Source organism: Neolewinella sp., assembly GCF_965214665.1.
GTDB lineage: Bacteria > Bacteroidota > Bacteroidia > Chitinophagales > Saprospiraceae > Neolewinella.
The window spans coordinates 4,498,549-4,523,494 of record NZ_OZ243970.1 but is presented as its reverse complement, the minus strand read 5'-3'; the positions used below and the strand labels follow the sequence as shown (position 1 = coordinate 4,523,494).

The following is a 24,946-nucleotide window of genomic DNA, read 5'->3' as shown; positions in this document are numbered from 1 at the left end:
CTCCGAGTATTGACTTATTTGCGCTGGTTGCCGGTCCTGCTGGCCTGGACGACCGTACTGAGTGGGCAGGGCGCTCCGCCCCCCGATACCACCGCCCTCTTCGCCGAGCTCACGCGCCGTACCGCGGCCGTGGTGGGCGCTACCCCCGTGGCCCGGCGGGATTTCCTACGTACCGCCCTCACCGAGCGGGACGACTACCTGCGCCGGGAAATCCGTGATAGTGCCTACCTCTTCGACGGCGCGTTGCGGCCCTACCTGGAGGGACTCTTCGACCGCATCGTGATGACCAACGAACTGGACCTAGACCCCATCGTATTCCTCGACCAAGATTACACCAGCAACGCCTTTAGTATGGGGCAGGGGCTGTTTACCATCAACCTGGGACTACTGCGGCAGCTGGGCACCGAAGAGGAGCTGTTGTTCGTATTCTGCCACGAGGTGGCCCACGACCGGCTGCGGCACCAACTGAGCAAGCTCCGCGGCCTGGCCGACCGGCAGGCGGCCGTTTCGCCCACCCTGCGCAAACTCGGTCGGCCCACCCTGTTTCGCAGTCAGCGCCGGCAGCGCAACCTGATCCAGGACCTACGCGATCACACTTACGCCGGCTTCCGGCTACAGCGGGAGGCGGAGCTGCAGGCCGACAGTCTGGCGCTGGTGTACTTCAGCCGCCTGGGGTATCCGGCCAGTTTCGCGGCGCGGGCCCTCGCAGCGGGTAGCCGGGTGCCGGTAGACAGTAGCCGCCGCGACGAGCTGGTGGAGCTACTCGCCACCGAGGCCGCTCCCCTGCAGGAAGCCTGGCTTACTCCCCCGCCCCAGCTCTTCGGCGGCGGCGGGTTCGGGGCGGGGGCCGCAGAGGGAGCGGACGACAAGCCCGCCTACTTCTGGGAAACCGATAGCCTACTTACCCACCCCGCCCTGGCCGACCGCCAGCAACGCATGCGGGGCTACGTGACCGAGCAGCTGGCCGGCGATACGCTGCAGACGGGCCACGCCCACGGTCTGCGGGATACGGTAGATATGGCCCTACTAAGAGCGCACTTCCAGGGGCGCGATTACGGACTGGCCCTGGTGGCCGCCCTGCGCCTGTTGCACCAGCAGCCGGACGATGCGGCCCTACGGCGACTGAGTGCCGATGCCCTGCTGGAAGTCTACCGGGCGGCCGAGGCCCACGACTTCGACGAGGCGGTGCCGCCGCCGGAATTCTTCCACGACGCTGCCTCCCGACAGGTGGTGCGGGTGCTGCGGCAGATGCGGCAGTCGGAACTCAAAGCATTCACCCTGGCCTACCTGCAGTACGCGCACCCGGCCGCCTACGCCGCCCAACGATGAGGTTATTTTACCTAGCTGTATGTGTACTGACCTGCCTACGGGCCACCGCCCAGGAGGCACCGCCCATCACCGATCAACTGCTGACGTGGGGCGAGCTGCTGCAGGACCAGCAGAACGTGGGCCACTACAGCATCACCAGCCGGCAGGACGAGCGGCAGAAGAACGCCATATTCACCGTATCGCTGTACAGTAGCAACCTACAGCCGGTGGGCGAAAAGACCTACCCGCCGGGGGAAGATACCGACGTACAGGACGTGGCCTACAACGGTACCCACCTCGGCGTGCTCATTCACGACGTGGCCGGTAAGCGCAGTCGCGTGGAGGTGCTGGACCAGTCAGCGCGCACCGTAGCGACCTATCCCCTACAGGGACAGACCCTAAAGACCAGCGGCGAGCTCTACGCCACCCCCGACGGCTTCGTGGTGGTCAACTCCTTTCCGATCCAACCGGGTAGCGCGGTCAGCAATACCAACTACGTCGTGGAGAAGGTAGTCACCCAGGGCGACAATAAGGGCTGGATGCGCCGCTACGGCTCGCCCGCAGCCAGCAGCACGGACATCCGGCTGGCCGTAGCCGCCCTGGACGAGGAGGTGCTGCTGCTCCGGGTCTGGGACCTGGTCACTAAAACCTTCAGCCGCAGGGTGCAGAGTGCCGTTTACGCCCTGGACCTAACTACCGGGGCGGACCGCTTCGGCGAGATCGTTGAGACCCAGCGGGCCGCCGAGGCACCTACCTTCATCGGGGCGGCCCGCGTCGGTACGGGCTATAAGCTACTCCGTCTGCACCCCGCGCGGCAGGAAAAGCGTGTTACCATCCCCCCCACCCTGGACATCCTCACCTACCAGGCTGATCGGCTCGTGGACACGAAATCCGTCGATCTACCCGCCGCCGTGGGGGCCAAGCTGCGCGAGCAGGGGCTGTCGCCGCTGCCGCCCCAGGTCGAGTTCGTGTACCGGGTGGGACTGATCACGCCCACGGGAGCGTTCTCGCTGGTACTGGAGCCCTTTACTACCCAGCGGCGTAACGTGATGTACACCAGTCCCTACGCGGTGGCCTTCGACGCGGCCGGCCACCTACTGGACCTGGTCGTCCTACGGCACCAGAACTTCGTACTCCCCACTACGCTTACCAATCCTCAGCAGCTCAATACGCTGCGGATGTACGACGGCCCCTTCAATCACGCCCTGTCGCACCAGCTCGGCCCACGTAACTTCCACTACGTCCTGGACCGCAGTTTTGCTAAGGACGGCGTGACCTACCTGGGCATCAACGCTACGGTCTTCAACGGAGAGGGCTTCGTCACGGAATACATTCCGCTCAAGGACACGGACTACCTCCGGCTCTACCCAGCCCGGGAGGGGTACCTCTGCGTGCTGGAGCCGAAGTTCGGAGAGGGTAAGATCGTGCCGCGGCTGGAGAAGCTGAATTACTAGCGAAGGGTAGATTATCCCACCCCAACGGTAGATTAACCCCCGCCCGCCCGCCACAATCCGTTACCTTAGCCGGACTCCGGCATTCTCCCTCGATGACTGATTTCTTCCAGCGGAACAAGAAGCTTATCCTACACACCTCCTTCTGGAGCGTGTACGCTTCGCTATTCTTCTACACCATCGGTTTTGGTAAGGACGGGGAGGCGAATTGGGGCCGCATCATGTCAGACGGCAGCTTCCACGTCCTGTCGCTGCTCGGCATTAGCTACCTCAACTACTTCTACTTCCTGCCGCGGCTGATCCGCGACCAGGCCGTGGGGCGCTACCTGCTCACCTTCGGTCCCCTCTTCGTGGTCTTCAGCTACTTTTTTTTGTGGGGTAAGGAGCTCATCCTGGGCTACTACTTTCCGGGGAGCGACTGGATGTACAGTCCCCGTTTTGCCGCCAACGTGATCACGAGTGCCTTCTTTGCCACCGTTTGCGTGGGCCTGCTCCGTTTCGTGGAGGACTACTTCGAGTTGGAGGCCCGCCGCAAGGAGCTCGAAAACCAGCAGCTGACCAGCGAGCTACAGTTCCTCAAGGCGCAGATCAACCCCCACTTCCTCTTCAATACCCTCAACAACCTCTACTACCTGGCCATCAACGAGAGCAGCCGTACCCCGGAGGTGATCGCCAAGCTCTCGGGCATGATGCGCTACATGCTCTACGATTCCAACCACCCCCTGGTGCCGCTGGCCCGCGAGATCGAGTACATCGAAAACTACCTGAGCCTGGAGCGGCTGCGCCTCGATGACCGGGTGCCCATCACCTTCGAGGTCGCCGGCGAGGTAGAGGGCGTGCGCATTGCCCCCCTGATCCTGATCACCTTTCTCGAAAATGCCTTCAAGCACGGGGTGAGCGGGTCGGCCGAAGGGGACGTCTTCATCACCGTGCGCCTCGATGTAGAGGCCGGCAGCTGCCACTACCGCGTCACCAACAGCAAGCTGGCCGCGGGCAGCAAAACCCTGAACGAAAAGTCGGGCATTGGGCTACAGAACGTCCGCCGCCGCCTGGAGCTCAGCTACCCCGACCGCTACCGGCTGCACACCGACGAGACCGAGGACCGCTACCGCGTAGACCTCCAACTCCAACTCGCGTGACTCCGCTGAGCTGCCTGGTGGTCGACGACGAGCCCATGGCCCGCGCCCTGCTGGAGCAGTACATCGACCGTACGCCCAGCCTCACCCTGGCCGGCTCCCTGAGTAGTTCCGTGGCCGCGCTGCAACGGCTGCAGACCGATCCGCCCGACGTGCTCTTCCTCGACGTGCAGATGCCGGAGCTCACCGGTATCGGCCTGCTCCGGGTGCTGAGGGAGCCACCCGCCGTCGTGCTCACCACGGCCTATTCTGACTACGCCATCGAGGGGTATGAGCTCGACGTGGCCGACTACCTGCTCAAGCCCATCACCTTCGAGCGCTTCCTGAAGTGCGTAGACCGTTTACTCAGTCCGGCTACCTTGCCAACCACCGAGTCTACGGTGCTACCGGCCACGCCGGATTACCTGTTCGTCAAGGACGGCACCAAGAGCGTGCGTATCCGGCTGGAGGATATCCAGTACATCGAGGGACTGAAGGACTACGTCCGGATCCACACCCCACAGCGCAAGATCACCACCCTCCAGAGCCTCCGCGGACTGGTCGAGACCCTACCCGAGGACCGCTTCATGCGGGTGCATCACTCCTACATCGTGGGCCTAGACTGGATCGAGGAGGTGACGCGCGATGCCCTCAAGATCGGCCAGGCCGAGGTGCCGGTGAGCGAGAGCTACCGCAGCCGCGTCAAGCAGTTCGTCGAGGACCGCTACCTCTAGTTAAACCCTAATTTCTCCAGCGCCCGGTGGCTGATGGCAATGGCCTCCATCGGCGTCTCGTCAAAGGTCTGGTCCTGCTCCACCAGGTAAAACTCCATGCCCGACTCCGCCTTCTCGGCCAGGATGCGGGCAAAGTCAATGCTACCCTCCCCGACCGGAGCGAAGCGGCCCTCGCTGTCCATATCCTTCACGTGCCAGGCCCGGAAGCGGCCCGGGTAGCGGCTAAAGTAGTCGAGCGGATCGGCATCCGCCTTAGTCACCCAGAAGAGGTCCATCTGGAAGTTGAGCTCGTCGGGGTCGGAGTTTTCCAGGAAGTATTCGATGGGCACTACACCCTGGGCCGTTTCCCGGAACTCGAAGTCGTGGTTGTGGTACAGGCACTTTAGTCCGGCGGCGGCGCAGCGCGCGGCGATCGTGTTGATGTCGGCCATCACCTCCTCCATGGGCTTTTTCATCTCCATCGTGCGTGCCTCGGCGTTGAAGCCAAAGGCCCCCATGGGCGGTACCGGGATCACCAGGTATTCGAAGCCGGCGGCCTTTACGTCGGCGATGGTCTGGTCTAGATTTTCCATCGTGATGCCTCCGTTGTGGGAGCTCATGGGTTTGAGCCCAACCTCCTTCAGAAAACCCTTGAACTCGGTGGGTGACATGCCGTAGAACTTTCCATCCTGGTAGCCGGCCGCCTCGATGTAGGCGTAGCCATCGGCGGCGACCTGGCGCAGGGCGGCGCGGGGGTCGACCGCCATGGTATCGCGCAGGGTGTACAGGGCCAGTCCTCCCAGTTGTTGGGCGGGTGCGCCGGATGCGGCGGACGTGGTGGGGGCCGTCGAGCTCTGGCGTGGGGCGCAGGCGGCGAGTAGGATCCCTAGGAGTAGGGCTAGGAGGATTGGGCGTGTGTTCATGGGGTAAAGGTAAGGGGTGATTGAGTGTGGTAGATTCATTATAAAGGTGGTCAGTACAAGGCTGCCTCCGGCAGCGCTAAAGCACCCCAATCCGATAAGCCCCCACCACCCCCAGCGTAGTATAATCCGTAGAGTAGTTGCGGTAATTATCCGTCACCCCCCGCTCCAGGCCGTAGCGCAGCTGTAGCTGGTAGCGATCCCGCAGGTTAAGCCCCAGTCCGAACTCGAAGCCCGGGTTCGCACTCGGGGTGACCTCGGTGGAGAGGATCGACCCGACGAGGGTGAAGTTTGATTTGTAGGGCACGTCCAGCGATACGACCGCATCGACAAACAACCCACTACTGCCCCCGGTGATATCTATGTACCGCCGAATACCGAGGGGTACGGTCACCGCCTGGTAGTAAAAGTTGATGCTGCGGTCCAGTCCCCGCGTACGCTGCCCCCGCACACTCCGCTGCGCCACCTCGGCGAATACCGCCCAGCGGTTGTTGGCAAAGGGGAGTTGGTATTCCACTTCGAGTCCGTAGCGCGGCCGGTAGTCGGTTACCTCCGAGGCGAGCGTCGTGCCGAAGGGAGTGACCTCCCCAAAGATGATGGTACCCCGCTCCACGCCGATTCGGGGCGCGATACTCAGTCTACCCCGGGCGGTACGGCGTTCGAGGGTTCTGGACGCGCCACCCACGCAGTCGTTATACGCCGTGAAGCAGCGCACTAGGGGAGCACGCTCGTAGCGGAGTTCGGCCAGTCGCGCGTCCTGGGGTGGTCCGCAACTGAGCTCCCGGCGCAGGGTACCGCGGAAGGAGTTGTCGCGCTGGATGCCCACCGATCCCACCCGGTAGGCCCGGCTGACCAGCGGCTGCAGGTTACCGGTACCGCGGCGGTAGTAGAAGCGACGCAGGTTGCCCTCGGTGTAGGCGTACAGTTCGGCCGGCCCTTCGACCAGTAGCTCCAGAAAGACCGTCGCCTCTACGTACTGCGGCACGGCGGCCGTGCTGAGCAATTTGGGCTGCTCGCTCGACCGGTCGATACCTACGGTAAAGCGGCGGTACTGGAGGGAGCCGTCGGTGTAGCCGAACTCGCTTACCTCGGATACCGTAGCGGTTTGCCAATCGCCGGTAGCTGCGTCGGTGCGGTACCTGAAGCTGCTGGGGTTATCGACCCAGTCGCGGTCGAGGATGTAGACTTCGGAGCGGGTGCCGGCCACGTCAATGAGGTAACCGGGGCGGGGAGCGGGTTGTTGGGCGGTTAGCAGGGTGGTAGCGAGGAGAAGATAACATAGGTGGGGCATGATCGGCGAATCTTGAAAACTCACCACCGGGCGCTCGCTGGAGTTAAAAATCCCCAGTGTAAGCCCCGGGAGTGAACGGTGCTAAAGGTAATCAGGAGAGCCTTCATCAAACGGTACCCACAACCCAATCCACCCCCCAACCATTACCTTTGCCACCCCCTACCCCAAGCCCTGTATATGCACGCCCTCACCCCCCGTTTCGACCAGTTCAGCCACCGCCACATCGGCCCCTCCGCCGCCGAAACCGAGGCCATGCTGGAGACCATTGGCGTCGATTCGCTCGCTACGCTGATCAACCAGACGGTGCCTGATTCTATCCGACTACGGGAGCCGCTTAAGGTCGATCCGCCGATCAGCGAGTACTACTACCTACAGCACCTGCGGGGGCTGGCCGACCGCAATAAGGTCTACCGCAGCTTCGTCGGTATGGGCTACTACGGCACCATCACGCCGAGCGTCATCCTCCGTAACTTGTTCTGCAACCCCGGTTGGTACACCCAGTATACTCCCTACCAGGCCGAGATCGCGCAAGGTCGGCTGGAGAGCCTACTCAACTTCCAGACCCTTATCAGCGACCTCACCGCCCTGCCCGTGGCCAACGCCAGCCTGCTCGACGAGGGCACCGCGGCGGCCGAGGCCATGACGATGTTCTACGGCTACAAGAATAAGCGGGCGAAGTCCGACCCGGCTAACGTCTTCCTGGTCTCCGATCAGGTACTGCCACAGACCCTGGCCGTCGTGCGCACGCGGGCCGAGCCGCTGGATATCGAGGTTCGGGTAAGTCCGGTCAGTGAGTTTGCGCTCGACGGTGACCACGTCTTCGGTGTGCTGCTGCAGTACCCCGGGGCCGACGGGCGTATCGAGGACTACCGCTCCGTCACCGAACAAGCTAAGGCTGCCGACATCACCGTCACGGTCGCCGCCGACCTGCTGGCCCTCACCCTGCTTACCCCTCCCGGCGAGTGGGGGGCCGATGCCGTGGTGGGCAGCAGCCAGCGCTTCGGGGTGCCGATGGGCTTCGGCGGACCGCACGCCGCCTACTTTGCCGTGCAGGATACCTACAAGCGCCTTATCCCCGGCCGCATCATCGGCGTGAGCCAGGACCGCCACGGCAACGTCGCCCTACGCATGGCCCTGCAGACCCGCGAGCAGCACATCCGCCGCGAAAAAGCCACCTCCAACATCTGCACCGCCCAGGCCCTGCTGGCCAACATGGCCGCCATGTACGCCTGCTACCACGGCGCCGAGGGGCTCACCGCCATCGCCAAACGCACCCACCACTTCACGGTTATCCTGGCCAATACGCTGCGGGCGGCGGGCTTCACCCTGGCCGGCGATCAGTACTTCGATACCCTGCACATCGAGGCCAGTCCCGAACGGGTGGCCGGCATCCGGCAGCGGGCCGAGACCGAGGGCTATAACTTCTTTTACCCCAGCGAGGGCGGTATCCGTATCAGCTTCGATGAGACGGTAGCTACTACTGACCTGCAGGCCGTCTGCCGCATCTTCGAAGCCAAGCTAGACTACCGGGGCGCGGAGCTTACGGAAGACGGGGGCGTAGAGGGCATTGCTACCCACATTGCACCCGCGCTCCGCCGCACCACCCCCTTTCTGACCCACCCGAACTTCACGAACTACCGCACGGAGACCGAGATGATGCGCTACCTCAAGCGCCTCGAAAACAAGGACCTGAGCCTGATGCACAGCATGATCCCGCTGGGCTCCTGCACCATGAAACTAAACGCAGCTACGGAGCTGATCCCGGTGAGCTGGCCGGAGTTTGCCGACATCCATCCCTTCGCACCCATCGAGCAGGCGCAGGGCTATAAGCAGCTGTTTCAGGAGCTGGAGCGGGACCTGGCCGAGATTACCGGCTTCACCGCCTGTAGCCTGCAGCCCAATAGTGGGGCCAGTGGCGAGTACGCCGGACTGATGGTCATCCGCGCCTACCACCTCAACCGCGGCGAGTCTCATCGCGACGTGGCCATCATCCCCGAAAGCGCCCACGGTACCAACCCCGCCAGCGCCGTTATGGCCGGAATGCAGGTCGTGGTGGTGAAGAGCGACGCGGCCGGCAACGTCGACATCGCCGACCTCCGCGAAAAGACGGAAAAGCACCAGGACAAACTGGCCGCCCTGATGATTACCTACCCCAGCACCTACGGTGTCTTCGAAACCGGCGTGGTGGAGATGTGCGAGGTGGTGCACGCCCACGGCGGACTGGTCTACATGGACGGGGCCAACATGAACGCCCAGGTCGGCCTCACCAGCCCCGGCCTGATCGGCGCCGACGTCTGCCACCTCAACCTGCACAAGACCTTCGCCATCCCCCACGGCGGCGGCGGTCCCGGCATGGGCCCCATCTGCTGCAACGAAAAGCTGGCCCCCTTCCTACCCAGCCACCCCCTCCAGGACACCGGCGGACAAAAGGGCACCAGCGCCGTCGCCTCCGCCCCCTGGGGCAGTGCCAGCATCCTCCTGATCAGCTACGCCTACATCAAGATGCTCGGCGCGCAGGGACTCAGGGAAGCCAGCGAGTACGCCATCCTCAACGCCAACTACATCAAGGCCCGCGTGGAGGAGCACTACGACGTCCTCTTCACCGGTGAGCACGGCCGCTCCGCCCACGAGCTCATCCTCGACCTACGCCCCTTCAAGTCGGTGATGAGCGCCGGTGACCTGGCCAAGCGGCTGATCGACTACGGCTTCCACGCCCCCACCCTCTCCTGGCCCGTGGCCGGCACCGTCATGATCGAGCCCACCGAGAGCGAATCCAAGGAAGAGCTCGACCGCTTCTGCGAGGCCCTCATCGCCATCCGCGAGGAAGCCGATGCCGTTGCCCGCGGGGATGTCGACGCCACGGATAACGTCCTCCAGAACGCCCCCCACACCGTCACCGAGCTTACCGCCGACGACTGGGCCCACCCCTACAGCCGCAGCCAGGCTGCATACCCGCTGCCATACCTGCGTCAGGGCTTCAAGTTCTGGCCGAGCGTCGCCCGCGTCGATGACGGCTACGGGGATCGCAACTTTGTGTGTACGTGTCCGCCGATTGAGGAGTATGTGTAGTTGTTGAATTATTTAGTTGTTGGGTTGTTGCGGTGCGGTAGCACAACGCAACAACTAAAAAACCCAACGACTCAATAACTAAACCTCCACTCAAGCACCCGCCGATCATCCCCCCCAGTAAGCAGCGTCGCCTCATCCAGCCAGCATATGGCATTTACGCTGTTCACGTGCCCCTTATCCCGCACCACCTCGCAGACTTTGAGGAGGGCTAGGTCAGAGGTTCGCCAGAGTTTCACGGTCTTATCACGGCTCGCGGTGGCCAGGTAGTCGCCGCTGGGGTGGACGGCCAGGGCATTGACGGTCATAAGGTGGGCGTTCACGATCTGTGCGGGCGTGAGGCGGCCGTCGAGCACCTGCCAGCGGGTCAGCGAAGCATCACGTCCCCCACTGAAGAGGTACTCCCCGTCGGGCGAAAAACCCAGGGCAAAAACAGAGGGCGGGTGCGCGGGTGCAGTGTCTAGAGGGGAGAGGCGAGTCTGATCAAGGAGATAAATAGTACCATCGCTGGCCCCCACGGCTAATCGGTCGTAGGTAGGATCGTGGGCGATACGGCGCACAGAATTGGCGGAAACGGGGAGGCTTTCCAGGCTGCGGGCCTGGGCGAGGGACCAGCGGGTGAGCACGCCGTCGCCGCCGCCACTGTAGATGGTATCACCGACCCGACAGAGCGAGAAGGTGCCCCGGCGGTGGTGGGCGATGTGTTTATTGCGGTCGGGCGCATCGGGGTAGAGCCAGTGTACACCGCCGTCGAGGGAGCCAGCGACGAGGAGGTTGGGCGTGGCGACTAGGCTAAGAAACTTACCTTTTTCGACGGTGGCGACGACGCGGCCGAAGTCAACGTCCTGGCGGTGCCAGTGGACGAGAAATCCATCGGCCGCGGCGCTATAAAATCCCTCCCCGGCGGGCTGTAAATCATAGATGGCGGCGCGGTGACCGGAGCGGACGTGGGTGCGGGTAAGCATGGGTCGACGTGAACAAGGTGTTAGGGTACAGGGTTTTAGGAGTGTACTAGCCCTGGCGCCGCGGCGTCACCCCACCGAATGAAATACCTCTTCCTGGTTCTTCTCTGTTGGGCGGTCGGATTTGCGTTGCCTTATTTCGCCGCCTACGTACAGCTCATCGCTGCAGCCGTTGCAGTATGCGTTATTCTGGTGGGGCTGTACTATTACATCGATACGCGCATCAACGCCATTCGTTTGTAAACCCCCTTTCGCTTGCCCCTGCTTTTTCACGATTCCCTCCTGCCACCCGGTGAGTGGGGCCTCTGGTCGATCACCGAATCGGAGGACTGGCTGCGTGGTCAGTGCAAGCTTTTCCCCCGGGAAGAGGACCAACTTTTATACATCAAAGGCGAAGAGCGGAGAAGGGAATTTTTAGCCGCCCGTCAGTTGCTCCACGTAATGAGCGGCCGCCGCGAGCGGGCCGAGCTGGTGAAAGATGAAGATGGTAAGCCGCACCTGCCGGACTCTAAGTTCTTCGTCTCCATCAGTCACACAGTAGGCTATTCGGCCGCCGTGGCCCACCCCCAGCCGTGCGGGATTGACGTGCAGCGGATCGTGCCACGTATTGTGAAGCTAGCTCCGAAATTTGTGGGGGCAGGGGAGCGAAAGCAACTCACAGAGAAAGAAGAGCTCGAGCAACTTCACCTAATCTGGGCGGCCAAGGAGGCGATGTACAAGGCCTACGGTCGGCGGCAGCTGGACTTTAAGCGCAACCTCTTTGTGGAGCTGGGCGAGACAGCTACGGGGCGGCTGCGGCGGGGGGCGGTGGGGATGGATTTTGAGCTGGCGTACAAAATCTACCCAACCTTCGTGCTGGTAGCCGCAGTACAATGCGGCCTCCGGCCGCGGTAGACGTAGCAGCCTCCGGCTGCGAGAGCCGCCTTGGCGGCGACCTGAGTTAGACTGGCGGTGAGCCGGACTCTGGATGCAACCTCTATTCGTAGTATCCCAGCGCAGCCAGAGGCTGCATTTTGCTGCCGCTGCCGGAGGCAGCTTTGTACTAGTACCAGCTAGCGTAAGTAAGGTAAGCCCCAGCAATCCGCTCAATAGTATCCACCCGCTGCTCCGGCGCCAGGTCCTTGATCTTCCGGGCGGGAATGCCGGCGTAGACCGAATTAGCCACACAGCGCATGCCAGCAGGTACGACCGCCCCGGCCCCAATGATGACATTACTTTCCACCACGGCATCGTCCATCACGATGGCCCCCATACCAATCAGGACACTATCGTGAATCGTACAGCCGTGCACGATGGCGCGGTGGCCGATGCTGACGTCGTCCCCAATAGTAGTGGCCGCACGCTGGTAGGTGCAGTGGATACAGGCACCATCCTGGATGTTGACCCGGTCGCCGATAGTGATACTGTTTACGTCACCGCGTACGACGGCGGTAAACCAGACGCTGCACTGACTGCCCATGTAGACCTCACCGACTACTGTGGCATTTTCGGCCAGGAAGCAGTCGGGACCGATCTGGGGCGTGTGTCCGCGGACGGGAAGGATCAGGGCCATGGGTCGGGGTGGATCAGATCAGGTCGTCCTCCTCTTCTTCCTGGCGCTTACGCCGGCGGCTGCGTTTCTTCTTCACGGGTTTGGCCTTGGGTGGGGGCGGTTTTTTGATCTTGGAGATCACCTTGTTGGGTCCCTCGCGGCGTTCGCTGGCCATGCGGGCGAGGTCCTGAGCGGTGACGTCCATGACGCCGCTGGCCTGTAGCTTCATGCCCTCGAGACTCTTCGTGGTGGTGGGCACCGCTTCGAGGCGCTTACGGTCGATAAGCTTACCGGTCACCGAGCAGACGCCGTAGACTTTGTTTTTGATGCGCAGCATGGCGTTCTGTAGGTCCTGGACCTGGTCGCGCTTGCGCAGTACCTGCTCGTTGAGGAGTTCTAGTTGGGAGACGGAGCTGCTGTCTTGGGTATAGTCGGCCCCGAATCCTTCAGTGATATTTTCCGAAAACTCGCTGACCTGATCGCGCAGCATCTGTAGCTCCTTCTTAGCCTGCTGGTAGTTGTCCTTTATAATCTGCTTGAACTCGTTGAGTTCTTCGTCGCTGTATCGTTCCATGTCGGCTAATTATACACCCCCGTTGCGGTCAATGTTATATTTTTTTCGTTGTTATACAAATTTGCGTGCTCCTGTAGGGACGTTTACGCCAGGAATGGTCACATTCAACCCGTAGTCGGGTAAGGGGTTTATACCTTTGCCCCTCGATTTGGATTGCATCCCGCGTCCCCGCCCTAAAAACCCTTCCGGTATGGCCATTATGATTACCGACGATTGCATCAACTGCGGAGCCTGTGAGCCCGAATGCCCCAACAATGCCATTTACGAAGGCGGGGTGGAGTGGACGATCTCGGACGGCACCACGATCCACGCGCCCTACAAGATCGAGACCGGCGCGGTGATCGGCCCGGACGAGGACCAGGAGCCGGTCAGCGATGAATTTTACTACATCGTGCCGGATAAGTGTACCGAGTGCGTGGGCTTTCACGAGGAACCGCAGTGCGCCGCAGTGTGCCCGGTAGATTGCTGCGTGCCGGACCCCGAGCGGGAAGAAACCGAAGCGGTACTGGCGGCTCGGCAGCAGGTGCTGCATGCGTAGTGGTGGCTTTAGCCGCACTATTCCAGCCCTGCTTACCTTTCGCCCGTGCTACGCGTCATTCTCTTATTAGCAGGCGTCTCTGTCTGCACCCTCCTCTATAGCCAGGGCGCTCCCCTGCCCCTCAATGAGGAAGGTTACGATTTCCTGCGGCGGCTGTCCATCAAGTACGGCTTTACGGGCTTTACGGCTCCGGCGGCGGATCTAAATCTGCGTCCGGCCAGTCGCGGTGACCTGGTCCGATTGGCGAAAACCTACGACGAGCTGTACGGCGCGGAGATGTCCACGGTGGAACGTTACCGACTGCAACGCTTCTACGACGACAACAATGAGTGGCTGAGTTTGCCGAGTCTAGTCACCACCGACGATGCCGACCGGGCCCCTTTTTACATCGGCGACGACTTTGCGCTGGAGTCGGAGGCCTCGCCGCTGTACCTGACAGCGCGCCGGCCCCTATTCAATACCTTTTACGAGACGCCCGCTTATCTCCTTTCCTACAACCGCAAGGACTTCTACCTCCGGCTGAATCCGGTACTGGACGTACGCTACGGCCAGCTGCAGGACGACGAGCAGGCCTACCTGTATAACAAACGGGGGGTGCGGCTGCGGGCGGGCTTCGACGACCGGATTTTCCTGCACTTCGAGATTCTGGATACCCAGTTTGGAGCACCGAACTACATCAGGAATTACTTCCGCAGCGTGGGTTCGCTGCCCGGGGCGGGGCTGGTGAAGGACGAGCTGACCATCGCCGCCTTCAACATCGAGCGGCAGTACGACTTTTTGAACGGGGCGGGCTACCTGTCGGCCGATATCACCCGCCACGTCGGCGTACGGCTGGGCTACGGGCAGCACTTTATCGGCAACGGGGAGCGCAGTCTGTTCCTGAGTGACTTCAGCAACAACTACCCGTTTCTGGAGATCAACTGGCGGATTTGGAAGCTGCACTACCGCAATCTGTTCGCGGAGCTGATCAGCGGGCCGCAGGGCGTGACCAATACGGCGGCCACCCTGCCCAAGAAATTCATGGCCGCCCACCACCTGAGTATCAACATCGGTAAGCGGCTCTTCGTGGGCCTTTTTGAGGCCGTGGTGCTGAACCGGGAGAACAGCTTCGAGCTAGCCTACCTCAACCCCATCATCCTGTACCGGACGGTAGAGGGTAGCGTGGGTAGCCCGGATAATGTAGTGATCGGGCTGACGTCCTCGTACCGCTTTCCCTTCCGGACCGAAGTGTACGGGCAGTTCATCCTGGATGAATTTGTGTTCGATGAGCTGTTCATCAAGCGCGAAGGCTGGTGGGCCAATAAATGGGCGTACCAGATCGGAGTGCGGCATGTGGACGCCTTCGGCATCGACCAGCTCGACCTAGTAGCGGAGCGTAACGTAGCCCGGCCGTACATTTTCTCACACGACGGACTGAGTAGCTATACTCACTTTGCCATGCCCCTAGCCCATCCCCTGGGCGCCAACTTTACGGAAAACCTAGTGGGCTTCGACTACCGTCCGCTACCGCGGCTTCACTTAGACGGCCGCCTGTACCTGATCGAGCAGGGGGAGGGCATCGATTCTACGGTCGTGGGTGAAAACCTTAACCAGTCGAGTGACCTACGGCAGATGACCTACGGCAATGAGATTGGCCAGGGCATCGGCTACACCAACACCGTCATTCAACTACGGGCGGGCTACGAGGTGCGGCCCAACCTGTGGGTGGAGGCGGAGTACTTCTCGCGGAGCAAGGACTCGGAACTGGATGTGCGGGACCTGGAGACTACGCTGATCAATGTGGGGGTGCGGTGGAATGTGGGGCGGCGGCGGGAGGCGTTTTAGAAGGTATGGGAGGGTTTGGGGTGTTGGAGGGCTCACCACAGAGGGGGCTAGCGCCCCTTCACGGAGGGTTGCACAGTGTTACACAGAGCCGTCGTCGGGGGTGTAGCAGTTGGAGGTACACGAAGGAGGCCAGCACCTAACGGTACTGGGTGTGGTAGTATGAACCACCCCACCCCATTCCGCCTTCCTTTCTTTATCCCATCGCACCATCTTAACCCCTTTACCCCTAACTCCTTTCCCGCCTTGCTCCCCACCCCCGCCTTCATCATCGAAGAAGACAAACTCCGTAAAAACCTGGAACTGGTAGCCGACGTAGCCGCAGCGACCGGCGTCGAAATCATCCTAGCGCTAAAAGCCTTTGCCTTCTGGCCCGCCTTCCCGCTGATGGCCGAGTACCTGCCCGGGGCGACGGCGAGTAGCCTGAATGAGGCTAAGTTGATCCATAAGCACTTTGATCGCAAACCACACGTCTATGCACCTGCGTACCCGCCCAAAGACTTCCGGGAAATGGCGGAGCTGGCGAATCACCTGACGTTCAACACCCTGACTGAATTAGAGCGCTACCGGCCGCAGTGGGAAGCCCTGGAAACTAACGTGGGCCTACGAGTGAACCCGGAGTACAGTCCGGTGGAGACGGAGCTCTACAATCCTTCTAATCCGCACGGGCGGCTGGGAGAGACGCTACCCAACCTGCCCACCAGGCCACCGAAGGGGCTAAAGGGTCTACACATCCACACCCTCTGCGAGAGCGATGCGGCAGCAACGGCCACCCTGATCGAGCGCACCCGGGCGCAGTTCGGCCACTACCTGGAGCAAATCGAGTGGCTCAACCTCGGCGGGGGCCACCTGATGACGCGGGAGGGCTATGACGTAGAGGGATTGATCAAAACCCTAAAGGAGCTGCGGGCACGCTACCCCCACCTTAAGGTGATCATGGAGCCCGGCAGCGCCCACGTTTGGCGTACGGGTTATTTACAGTGCACGGTGCTGGATATCGTCAACAACTACGGCTCGGCCACCCTGATGCTGGACGTGAGCTTCACCTGCCACATGCCGGATACGCTGGAGATGCCGTACCGGCCGATGGTGCGGGGGGCTAGTGCGGAGCCGGCCAACGGCTTTCCGTACGAATACCGACTGGGGGGGATGAGCTGCCTGGCTGGAGATTACCTCGATACCTACTACTTCCGGCAGCCGGCGCGGGTGGGCGATACGCTGGTGTTCGAGGATATGGCGCACTATACGACCGTGAAGTCGACGATGTTTAATGGGGTGCCCCACCCGGCCATCGTGCTGGTGGATGCGGATGGGGAGGTGGTGGCGGAGCGGCGGTTTGATTATGCGGATTACGAAGCACGGATGGGGTAGCGGCGTGGAAGCGGGGAAGCGTTGGACGCTTTAAAGCGTCCGACGCTTAAGCCCCCCCGCTTAAGCCCGCTAGCCCTTCGCCGAGTTAATGAAGTACACCCCCGTCAGCAGCACCGCCCCCGCCAGCAGCGACTGCCCGGTGATCACCTCATTATTAAATAGCCCCCCGAGCAGCACGGCGACGACCGGGTTGACGTAAGTATTGGTAGCCACCTTGTCCGCGCTGACCTTGCCGAGTAAGAAGTTGAAGGCGGAAAAGGCGATGATGGAGCCGAAGACGACTAGAAACATCCAGGCGTAGGTAGACCGGGCGGTGACGGCGGCCGGTGACCAGCCGGACCAGTCGTCGAGGAAGGGGCTGGAGACCAGGAGAAAAACTCCGGCTACCAGCATCTGCATGGAGGTAGCGCGTACGCGGTTGGGCCCGAGGTCGAGCCGCTGGCGCAGCAGCATACCGGAGCCCCAGCAGAGCATGCCGCTACCAATGGCAATAAGGCCCTTGTAGGTCTCCGCCCCGCCACCCACGGCCACCGGCTGGGAGATGAGCAAACTCATACCGCAGATGCTGATGAAGGCCCCAAGGAAGGCTTTGTTGGAGGGACGGCTCTGCAGGATGCCCCACATCATTAGCATCACCACCAGGGGCTCGAAGGCAATGATGAGACTGGTCGTGGAGGTAGGGATGTACTGCTGGGCCCATACTACGGCCCCCGTGCCCACGCTGAGCAGCAGGATGCCGATGATGCCGGAGTTGATGAGGTAGGTGGGGCGGGGCCAGGTGCGGTCGCCCCGCAGCAGGGTGTAAACGTACATGAGCAGACCGGCCGTGAAAAAGCGGGTACCGCCCATGAAGAAGACCGGGATGGAGTCGATGGCCCAGTAGTTGGCCAGGTAGGTGGCCCCCCAGACGAAGTAAATAATGAAAAAGGCCAGAAGGATGAGGAGGCGGTCACGTCCCATAGGGAAAGCTGTACTTTTGCGGAAACTCAAGGATACGGATGACCGACTTCGCTAGAATACTACCCATCGCTACATTAGTTCTCGTGGGCCTGGGCTTTTTTAGGTGCGAGCAGCCGGTGTCCGGTACGGTAGGTACCGTGGCTGCCGCTAATTCATCGACCGCCGCCGCCGCCCGCACCGATGGAACGGGCCTCAGCATCGTATTCGTGAAGGTCGACAGTCTACAGGCCGGCTATACCGTAGTAGCGGACGAGCTGGGCCGTCTGGAGGAAAACTTCACGAAGGCCGAACAGAACCACAACAATCGGGTGGCCGATTTCCAAAAGGAAGTGCAGCGGCTACAGAATCAGGTGCAGCAGGGCTTACTGGCCCCTAATAAGATCCAGGCCGAGCAGCAGCGCATGGCCCGCAAGGAACAGGAGATCATGCAGCAGCGCGATGTGGCCCTGGCCAGCATCCAGGAAGATCAGCTGCGCATTCAGCAGCAGTTCAGTGAGCGGGTCAAGGAGGTACTGGAGCAGCTGCAGGCGGAGAACCACTACGACTTCATCCTCAATCAGGGGCAAAACTCCGCTGTACTGATCACCAACGATGCCTACGACATCACCCCCCTGGTGCTTGAGCGACTCAACGTAGCGGTGCAGGACAGCGTGCAGTAACTTAAGGCCGATGCCCTCCGCCGCGCTGCCCCTGGCCTTTAAGATCGGTTTTCTTCCCATCGACATCTGGGACGTCTTCGACGTGCTCATCGTCGGTTACCTCATCTACTGGCTCTACCGCCTGCTGCGGGGCAGTATCGCACTCAACATCTTCGTGGGCATCGTGGCCCTGTTCTTCAGCTACCAGGCCTTTACGGCCCTGGGCATGGACCTGCTGAGCAACATCCTCAACCAGTTTATTCAGGTCGGCTTCATCAGCCTGATTATCATCTTCCAGCCCGAGGTCCGTCGCTTTCTCCTGCTACTGGGTAATAGCACCATCAAACAGCGCAACAGCTTCTGGAACCGATTGCTGGGGCGGGAAGAATTCGACCGGGAGAAGGCCCCGCAGACGGCCGTCGTACGCCGCGCCTTCCTCCGCCTGGCCCGCCAGCGCACCGGTGCCCTCATCGTCTGCACTCAGAACGCCGACCCCAGCACCGTCATCACCGGCGGCACGGAGCTTAACTCCGACATCAGCTACGGCCTGCTGGTCAGTATCTTTCATAAGGAAAGCCCGCTACACGATGGGGCTGTACTCATTTCCAACCGCCGCATTGTCAAGGCCAGCGCTATCCTGCCCGTTTCGGAGAACAGCGATCTGCCGGCAGCCGTAGGCCTCCGCCACCGGGCAGCCGTTGGCGTCACTGAGAAGATCGACGTGGCCTGCTTCATCGTCTCGGAGGAAACGGGCAAGGTCAGTTTTGCTTACGGGGGGGCGCTGGAGCGGGGGATTAGCGAAGAGCGATTGACGGAGCTATTAGATAGGTATTTGTAGACGCCGGCTTTGCCGGCGGTGGAGCCCTCGCTGGCGCGTTCGGACGTAGACCCGCTAAAGCGGGGTAGACCCGTCTCGCAGGCACAACATGCGGCGGCAGCTCTACCCGCGCAGCGGTCTACCCCCAAACGCGTCAGCGAGGGGTCTACCTCCGCAACGCGGAGTCTAAAACACCTCCTGCTTATTCCGCCCCATAAACAGATAAAGCACGGCGCCCAGGAACGGGATGAATAGAATGACCAACCCCCAGATCAATTTCTTGCTCACCGGGTAGGGCTTACTGATGAGATCGTAGGCGGCCCAGAGGATGATGAGCAAGTGGACGATCGAGAGCAGGGCGTAAATGCCCAACCCGCCGGCCACAACCTCGCCGCCGGAGACGTCTTCGCCGCAGGCAGTAAGGAGGGCGGCCAGGGGGAGGGCGGGAAGTAGTTTGCGTAGGTGCATAGCGGTGGATTTGATGATAGAACCGGCTTAGGCGTCCAACGGTTCCAACCGTTGGACGCCTGGCTGATCGCACCTGCGGCCCCGCCCCCCGTTACTCCCGCAAACTGAACCCCATGACCACCACCGAATACATCGATCAGCACCGCGACCGCTTCCTGGATGAACTCAAAACGCTTATACGCATACCGAGCATCAGCACGGCGAGCGAGCACAATAAGGATACCCACCAGTGTGCCGTACAGGTACAGGAGTATCTGGTACGCGCGGGCCTCGACAAGGCGGAGCTCTACCCTACCGAGGGGCACCCCATCGTATACGCCGAAAAAATAATCGGGGAGGATAAACCTACGATTCTGGTCTACGGACATTACGACGTGCAGCCAGCCGACCCGCTGGAGGAGTGGGATACGCCCCCCTTCGAACCGACGATTAAAACGACGGCGCAGCACCCTCAGGGAGCCCTCTTTGCGCGGGGGGCCACCGATGATAAGGGCCAAATGTTCATCCACGTAAAGGCAGTAGAGGCCATGGTACAAACCGGGAGCCTACCCTGCAACGTGAAGTTCATGATCGAGGGCGAGGAGGAGATCGGGAGTCCGAACCTGCTGCCGTTTATCAAGGAGTACAGGGAGATGCTACACTCGGACGTGATCCTCATCTCGGATACCAGCCTGCTGAGCAAGCAGCACCCGAGCATCACCGTGGGGCTACGGGGACTGACCTACCTCGACGTAAAGGTGCGCGCGGCGCGGGCCGATATGCACTCGGGGCTCTTCGGCGGGGCGGTGGCCAACCCCATCAACGTGCTCTGCGACATGGTGGCCAGCCTGAAGGACGAGAAGAAACACATCACCATACCCGGCTTTTACTACGATGTGGAGTTCCCCAGCGAGCGGGACCGCAAACTCATGCGCGAGGCCCCCTTTGATGCCGAGGAATACATGGACTCCCCGGGCGTCTTCGGGCTGGAGGGGGAGGAGGGCTATACCACCTACGAGCGCACCGGCATCCTACCTACGCTGGACGTGAACGGTATCTGGGGTGGCTTTACGGGCGAGGGATCGAAGACGGTCATCCCGGCCGTAGCCAACGCCAAGATCAGTATGCGGCTGGTCTCGAAGCAGAACTACGAAAAGATCACCCAACTGTTTACCGAGCACTTTAAGCAGATAGCCCCGGACACGGTAAGGGTAGAAGTACATCCCCACCACGGCGGCAACCCCTACGTCACCCCCACCGACACCCCGGAGTACAAGGCGGCCGAAGCAGCTATCCAGCAAACCTTCGGGGAGACGCCAGTACCCATGTACGAGGGCGGCTCCATCCCCATCGTGGCCCAGTTTAAGGAGGTACTCGGCGTGGAGACTATCCTGATGGGCTTCGGCTTCGATACCGACGGGCTGCACAGTCCGAACGAGCACTTTGGGCTGTGGAATTTCTTTAAGGGGATTGAGACGGTGCCGGCATTTTTCTCTGCCTATGCAAAGAGGAAGGACCTCACCGCCTAACCCCCCCCTCCTCGATATACTGCTTCCGGACCAGCTCATCCACCGTAGGCTTACGCACGTTGAGGATGGCCCCGGAGAAGAACAGCGTTTTACCGGCCAGGGCGTGATTGGCGTCGAGGGTTACCGTTTTATCGTTCCAGTCGACGACCTTGGCGTTGACCGCCTTGCCATTGGCATCGGTAAGGGTGAGGTACTGTCCGCGCTCAAGCAGGCCGGGCTCGATCTGTTCGCGCTCGTTCTGGAAAATGGTGATGGGCGCCTCCAGGATATGCACGTCGTCGCGCTGTCCGTAGGCATCGTCCGGCGCCAGTTGGAAACTGAAGCCCATGCCGCTCTTCAGGCCGAACACGCGCCGTTCCCAGGCAGGTAGCATCCGGCCGGTCCCGAACATGAACTTGAAGGGGTAGTTGACGTCCATGCGCTCCAGCAGGGTGCCGGAGGGGCCGCCGTCGCGCACCTCGTAGGTCATGGTCACTATGCTGTAATCGTCGATGGTCATGGGCGAAGGGCAAGGAGCACGTATATAGCAGTGCACTGGCGCAAAAGGTTTAGGGCGGGGCCGCAGGTGCAACCAATGCTTAACTTACCGGGGCTAACTACCGAGACAATGACCAAACTCCTTCCTACCCTGCTACTAGTTGTCTGTATGGCTACGCTGACCGGCCAGACGCGCCTACTCTCCCACCCCGCCATCAGCGCCGACCATATTGCCTTTGCCTACGCCGGCGATCTGTGGGTAGCCGAGCGGGACGGTAGTGATCCGCGCCGACTGACCATCGGGGAGGGGCCGGAGACGAACCCCGTGTTTAGTCCCGACGGAAAGACCCTGGCCTTCACCGGGGCCTACGATGGCAACCTGGACGTATATACCGTGCCGGTAGCCGGGGGCATCCCCACACGGCTGACCTGGCACCCCGATCCCGACGAGGTGCAGACCTTCACGCCGGACGGGCAGGCCGTGCTGTTCACCTCCAAGCGGTATGCCTTCACCAACCGTTTTAATCAACTTTACACCATCGCACTGGACGGTGGCCGGGAAACCCCACTGAATATCCCGACGGCCTTCCAGGCGGATTATTCCGCCGACGGAAGCCACATCGCCTACACCCCCCTCGGCGACCGGTCCAGCATGTGGAAGAACTACCGCGGGGGCACGGTATCACGGATCTGGCTCTTCGATACGGCGGATAGCTCGGTGGTAGAAATTCCGAAACCGGAAACGGGCAGCAACGACAACTTCCCGCAGTACCTGGACGGGAAGGTGTACTTCCGCAGTGACCGCGCCGGAGAGTACAATTTGTACGTGTACGATCCGGCCAGTGAGCGGGTGGAGCAGCTGACGGAGTTTGCGGACTTCCCAGTGATCGGACTGCGGGCAGGAGCCGGGGCCATCATCTTCGAGCAGGCCGGCTACCTGCACGTTTACGACCCGGCTACCCGGCAGCACGAGCGAATAGACATAACCGTCAACGCCGACATCCTGGACGTAAGACCGCGCTACGTGACCGGCGGTGACAACGTGCGCACGGCCGGTGTATCGCCCTCGGGGACACGCCTGGTCTTCGATTTTCGCGGAGAGATCCTCACCGCGCCGGCCGAGGAGGGTGATGTGCAGAACCTGACGCAGACGCCCGGGATACACGAAACCTACCCGGCCTGGTCGCCCGATGCACGCACCGTGGCCTACTTCAGCGATGCCTCCGGGGAGTATGCCCTGCACCTGTCCCGACTAGACCGGGACCGCCGGCGGCAGGTACGCGAGATACCCCTAGCGGGTACGGGCTTCTACGCCCACATCCACTGGGCGCCCGGTGGGAAACACCTAGCCTTCGTAGATAACGGCAGAAACCTTTACGTGCTGGAGGTAGCCAGCGGTGAGGTGACCAAGGTAGACCAGGACGTACTTTACTACCCGGGAGACTACCGCGATCTGTTCGGCTCCTGGTCCTCCGACGGGCGCTGGATGGCCTACTCTAAAGTCACGGCGACGAACTTCGAGCGCGCCTACGTCTACGACCTTAGCAACGGGCAGACCCACCCCATCACTGACCCACTGGTAAATGCCACCGAGCCCACCTTCGACCCCTCGGGTAAATACCTTTACCTAACCGCCTCTACGGACGCCGGCCCGGTGGTCAACTGGTTCCAGCAGTCGAGCAACGATATGCAGGCTACGAATGGCATCTACCTGATGACCCTGCAACGGGAGGTGGAAAGCCCATTCTTTCACCGCAACGATACGGAGGAGCTCAGTGAGGACGAGCAGTACGAAGCGGCGCTAGAAAAGGAGAAAGCGGAGGAGCCGCCGACTGGCAAAGCGGAAGAAGAAACGGACACCACCGCCACGACCAGCAAGGCGGTACGTATAGACTTTGCCGGCCTGGAAAATCGAATTGTGCACCTGCCCCTCCCGAACGGCAACTACCGCAACCTGGCGTCGCCAACGGAGGGCACGCTGCTCTTTATCGCCAGCACCGACGAGGAGTCGGTCATCCAGCAGTTTTCGCTCGAGGACCGGGAGGCCACCGCCCTGATCCCGGCCGACTGGTTTGAGGTGACCGCCAACGGCGAAAAGCTCTTCGTGGGCAGTTTCGGGCGGTGGGGTGTGACGAGCCTGGACGGGGCCACGCTCGAGGACCTCAAGTCGCCGGACGAGTACGGACTGGCGGTGAAGATCGACCCCCCGGCGGAGTGGCGTAACGTGTTCGACGAGATGTGGCGGGTAAACCGCGACTACTTCTACGACCCCAACATGCACGGGGTAGACTGGCCGGCCATGAAGGCCAAGTACGAACCCTTCCTGGCCGACGTAAAAACCAGCGAGGACCTCTACCGTGTCATGGAGTGGATGGGTAGCGAGCTCGGCGTGGGCCACCACCGCTTCGGGAGCCAGGGGGAGCCGCTACGGGAGGTGGAGACGGTCCCGGGTGGCGTACTGGGGGCGGACTACGAGATCGCCAACGGCCGCTACCGCTTCAAAAAGATTTATGGCGGATTGAACTGGAACGAGGACCTAGCCAGTCCGCTCACCGAGCCGGGGGTGAACATCAACGTGGGCGACTACCTACTAGCCGTGAATGGCCAGGAGCTCCGGGCCGAGGATAACCTCTTCCGCCTCTTCGAGCGCACGGCCGGCACCATCGTAGAACTACGCGTAGGGCCGAACGCCGACGGCAGCAATGCGCGGACCGAGCGGGTCACCCCCATCGAGGACGAGTACGACCTACGCAACCGCGACTGGGTGGAGGGCAACCTGCGTAAGGTGAACGAGGCGACCGACGGGCGGGTGGCCTACGTCTACGTACCGAACACCGGTGGTGGCGGCTTCGCCTACTTCAAGCGGTACTTCTTCCCGCAGGTCGATAAGCAAGCCATCATTGTGGACGAGCGCTTCAACGGCGGGGGACAGATCGCCGATTACTACATCGAGCTCCTCATGCGCCCCTACCAGAACAGCTGGACCTACCGCTACGGGCAGGATCAGCACGCCCCGGTAGCCTCCATCCAGGGGCCGAAGGTGCTACTGATCGACGAAACGGCCGGCTCGGGGGGTGACCTGTTTCCCTACCTCTGGCGGCAGAATGACCTCGGCCCCATGATTGGCAAACGAACCTGGGGCGGGCTGGTGGGCGTGCTCGGCTTTCCGACCTTCATCGACGGGGGCTCGGTCACGGCTCCAAACGTTGCCTTCTGGGATGAAAATGGCTACCGGGTAGAAAATGAGGGGGTAGCTCCGGACATCGTGGTGGAGCAGTACCCAAAGGAGGTTATGGCGGGGGGTGATCCGCAGTTGGAGCGGGCCATTCAGGAGGTGCTGCGGCAGCTGGAGGAGACGCCGGTGGTGATGCCGGAGCGACCGGAGTTTGAGACGCGGGGTAGTGCTAGGTTTTAAGC

The 24,946-nt window shown here is 61.7% G+C and carries 22 protein-coding genes; 14 read left to right on the top strand and 8 right to left on the bottom strand.

The features are described 5' to 3' along the window. Positions 1-9: 9 nt before the first annotated feature. From ACOOHD_RS19420 to ACOOHD_RS19405, 4 genes are all read left to right on the top strand, one after another. Positions 10-1,329: a M48 family metalloprotease gene (locus ACOOHD_RS19420; protein ID WP_420459539.1), complete on the top strand. Its 1,320-nt coding sequence runs from the start codon at positions 10-12 to the stop codon at positions 1,327-1,329. Then, complete coding sequence (locus ACOOHD_RS19415; RefSeq protein ID WP_420459538.1) at positions 1,326-2,762, top strand: hypothetical protein; 1,437 nt, start codon at positions 1,326-1,328, stop codon at positions 2,760-2,762. Before ACOOHD_RS19420 ends, ACOOHD_RS19415 begins: the two co-directional genes overlap by 4 nt. A 92-nt stretch (positions 2,763-2,854) precedes the next feature. Beyond that, positions 2,855-3,898 (top strand): sensor histidine kinase, encoded by a 1,044-nt coding sequence (locus tag ACOOHD_RS19410; RefSeq protein ID WP_420459537.1) that lies wholly within the window; start codon positions 2,855-2,857, stop codon positions 3,896-3,898. After that, entirely contained in the window at positions 3,895-4,608 is a 714-nt protein-coding gene (locus tag ACOOHD_RS19405) for a LytR/AlgR family response regulator transcription factor (protein WP_420459536.1), read from the top strand. The genes ACOOHD_RS19410 and ACOOHD_RS19405 overlap by 4 nt, the downstream gene beginning before the upstream one ends. Here the strand turns inward: ACOOHD_RS19405 and ACOOHD_RS19400 are convergent. Continuing rightward, on the bottom strand, positions 4,605-5,510 hold the full coding sequence (locus ACOOHD_RS19400) for a sugar phosphate isomerase/epimerase family protein (RefSeq protein WP_420459535.1): 906 nt from the start codon (positions 5,508-5,510) through the stop codon (positions 4,605-4,607). The two genes, ACOOHD_RS19405 and ACOOHD_RS19400, sit on opposite strands and share 4 nt — an antisense overlap. Positions 5,511-5,586: 76 nt before the next feature. Beyond that, a complete protein-coding gene (locus ACOOHD_RS19395) occupies positions 5,587-6,798 on the bottom strand; it encodes a hypothetical protein (RefSeq protein WP_420459534.1) in 1,212 nt (403 codons plus the stop codon). 177 nt (positions 6,799-6,975) lie between these two features. Between ACOOHD_RS19395 and gcvP the strand changes: the two genes are divergently transcribed. Further along, the gene (gene gcvP / locus ACOOHD_RS19390) at positions 6,976-9,867 is read left to right on the top strand and encodes an aminomethyl-transferring glycine dehydrogenase (RefSeq protein ID WP_420459533.1); all 2,892 of its coding nucleotides are present in this window, start codon (positions 6,976-6,978) and stop codon (positions 9,865-9,867) included. 71 nt (positions 9,868-9,938) lie between these two features. On the opposite strand, the gene ACOOHD_RS19385 is transcribed toward gcvP, so the two are convergent. After that, positions 9,939-10,829 (bottom strand): WD40 repeat domain-containing protein, encoded by an 891-nt coding sequence (locus tag ACOOHD_RS19385; protein ID WP_420459532.1) that lies wholly within the window; start codon positions 10,827-10,829, stop codon positions 9,939-9,941. A gap of 78 nt (positions 10,830-10,907) precedes the next feature. Between ACOOHD_RS19385 and ACOOHD_RS19380 the strand changes: the two genes are divergently transcribed. Then, the gene (locus ACOOHD_RS19380) at positions 10,908-11,069 is read left to right on the top strand and encodes a hypothetical protein (RefSeq protein ID WP_420459531.1); all 162 of its coding nucleotides are present in this window, start codon (positions 10,908-10,910) and stop codon (positions 11,067-11,069) included. 12 nt (positions 11,070-11,081) lie between these two features. Continuing rightward, the gene (locus ACOOHD_RS19375) at positions 11,082-11,720 is read left to right on the top strand and encodes a 4'-phosphopantetheinyl transferase family protein (RefSeq protein WP_420459530.1); all 639 of its coding nucleotides are present in this window, start codon (positions 11,082-11,084) and stop codon (positions 11,718-11,720) included. A 148-nt stretch (positions 11,721-11,868) separates the two neighbouring features. Here ACOOHD_RS19375 and ACOOHD_RS19370 read toward each other — a convergent pair whose 3' ends face one another. Both ACOOHD_RS19370 and ACOOHD_RS19365 read right to left on the bottom strand, forming a co-directional pair. Next, positions 11,869-12,378, bottom strand: a complete 510-nt coding sequence (locus ACOOHD_RS19370) for a gamma carbonic anhydrase family protein (RefSeq protein ID WP_420459529.1) — start codon at positions 12,376-12,378, stop codon at positions 11,869-11,871. 13 nt (positions 12,379-12,391) lie between these two features. After that, the gene (locus tag ACOOHD_RS19365) at positions 12,392-12,931 is read right to left on the bottom strand and encodes a TraR/DksA family transcriptional regulator (RefSeq protein WP_420459528.1); all 540 of its coding nucleotides are present in this window, start codon (positions 12,929-12,931) and stop codon (positions 12,392-12,394) included. A 190-nt stretch (positions 12,932-13,121) separates the two neighbouring features. Between ACOOHD_RS19365 and ACOOHD_RS19360 the strand changes: the two genes are divergently transcribed. The 3 genes from ACOOHD_RS19360 to nspC all read left to right on the top strand — a co-directional run bounded on the left by ACOOHD_RS19360 (position 13,122) and on the right by nspC (position 16,661). Next, positions 13,122-13,469 (top strand): 4Fe-4S dicluster domain-containing protein, encoded by a 348-nt coding sequence (locus tag ACOOHD_RS19360; RefSeq protein ID WP_420459527.1) that lies wholly within the window; start codon positions 13,122-13,124, stop codon positions 13,467-13,469. A gap of 45 nt (positions 13,470-13,514) precedes the next feature. Then, positions 13,515-15,293 (top strand): hypothetical protein, encoded by a 1,779-nt coding sequence (locus tag ACOOHD_RS19355; RefSeq protein WP_420459526.1) that lies wholly within the window; start codon positions 13,515-13,517, stop codon positions 15,291-15,293. 243 nt (positions 15,294-15,536) lie between these two features. Then, entirely contained in the window at positions 15,537-16,661 is a 1,125-nt protein-coding gene (gene nspC, locus ACOOHD_RS19350; RefSeq protein WP_420459525.1) for a carboxynorspermidine decarboxylase, read from the top strand. 69 nt (positions 16,662-16,730) lie between these two features. On the opposite strand, the gene ACOOHD_RS19345 is transcribed toward nspC, so the two are convergent. Next, the gene (locus ACOOHD_RS19345) at positions 16,731-17,621 is read right to left on the bottom strand and encodes an EamA family transporter (RefSeq protein ID WP_420459524.1); all 891 of its coding nucleotides are present in this window, start codon (positions 17,619-17,621) and stop codon (positions 16,731-16,733) included. 38 nt (positions 17,622-17,659) lie between these two features. Here ACOOHD_RS19345 and ACOOHD_RS19340 point away from each other — a divergent pair, with 38 nt between their 5' ends. Beyond that, the gene (locus ACOOHD_RS19340; RefSeq protein WP_420459523.1) at positions 17,660-18,280 is read left to right on the top strand and encodes an OmpH family outer membrane protein; all 621 of its coding nucleotides are present in this window, start codon (positions 17,660-17,662) and stop codon (positions 18,278-18,280) included. Positions 18,281-18,290: 10 nt separating this feature from the next. Further along, complete coding sequence (gene cdaA / locus ACOOHD_RS19335) at positions 18,291-19,097, top strand: diadenylate cyclase CdaA (RefSeq protein WP_420459522.1); 807 nt, start codon at positions 18,291-18,293, stop codon at positions 19,095-19,097. 165 nt (positions 19,098-19,262) lie between these two features. Here the strand turns inward: cdaA and ACOOHD_RS19330 are convergent, their stop codons facing one another. After that, positions 19,263-19,544 carry a PLD nuclease N-terminal domain-containing protein gene (locus ACOOHD_RS19330; RefSeq protein ID WP_420459521.1) on the bottom strand — a complete coding sequence of 94 codons (282 nt, stop codon included), beginning with the start codon at positions 19,542-19,544 and terminating at the stop codon, positions 19,263-19,265. A 113-nt stretch (positions 19,545-19,657) separates the two neighbouring features. Here ACOOHD_RS19330 and ACOOHD_RS19325 point away from each other — a divergent pair, with 113 nt between their 5' ends. Beyond that, on the top strand, positions 19,658-21,052 hold the full coding sequence (locus ACOOHD_RS19325; protein ID WP_420459520.1) for a dipeptidase: 1,395 nt from the start codon (positions 19,658-19,660) through the stop codon (positions 21,050-21,052). Here the strand turns inward: ACOOHD_RS19325 and ACOOHD_RS19320 are convergent. After that, the gene (locus ACOOHD_RS19320) at positions 21,042-21,551 is read right to left on the bottom strand and encodes an FKBP-type peptidyl-prolyl cis-trans isomerase (protein ID WP_420459519.1); all 510 of its coding nucleotides are present in this window, start codon (positions 21,549-21,551) and stop codon (positions 21,042-21,044) included. The two genes, ACOOHD_RS19325 and ACOOHD_RS19320, sit on opposite strands and share 11 nt — an antisense overlap. A gap of 108 nt (positions 21,552-21,659) precedes the next feature. Here ACOOHD_RS19320 and ACOOHD_RS19315 point away from each other — a divergent pair, with 108 nt between their 5' ends. Next, on the top strand, positions 21,660-24,944 hold the full coding sequence (locus ACOOHD_RS19315) for a S41 family peptidase (protein ID WP_420459518.1): 3,285 nt from the start codon (positions 21,660-21,662) through the stop codon (positions 24,942-24,944). The last annotated feature ends 2 nt before the right edge of the window (positions 24,945-24,946 follow it).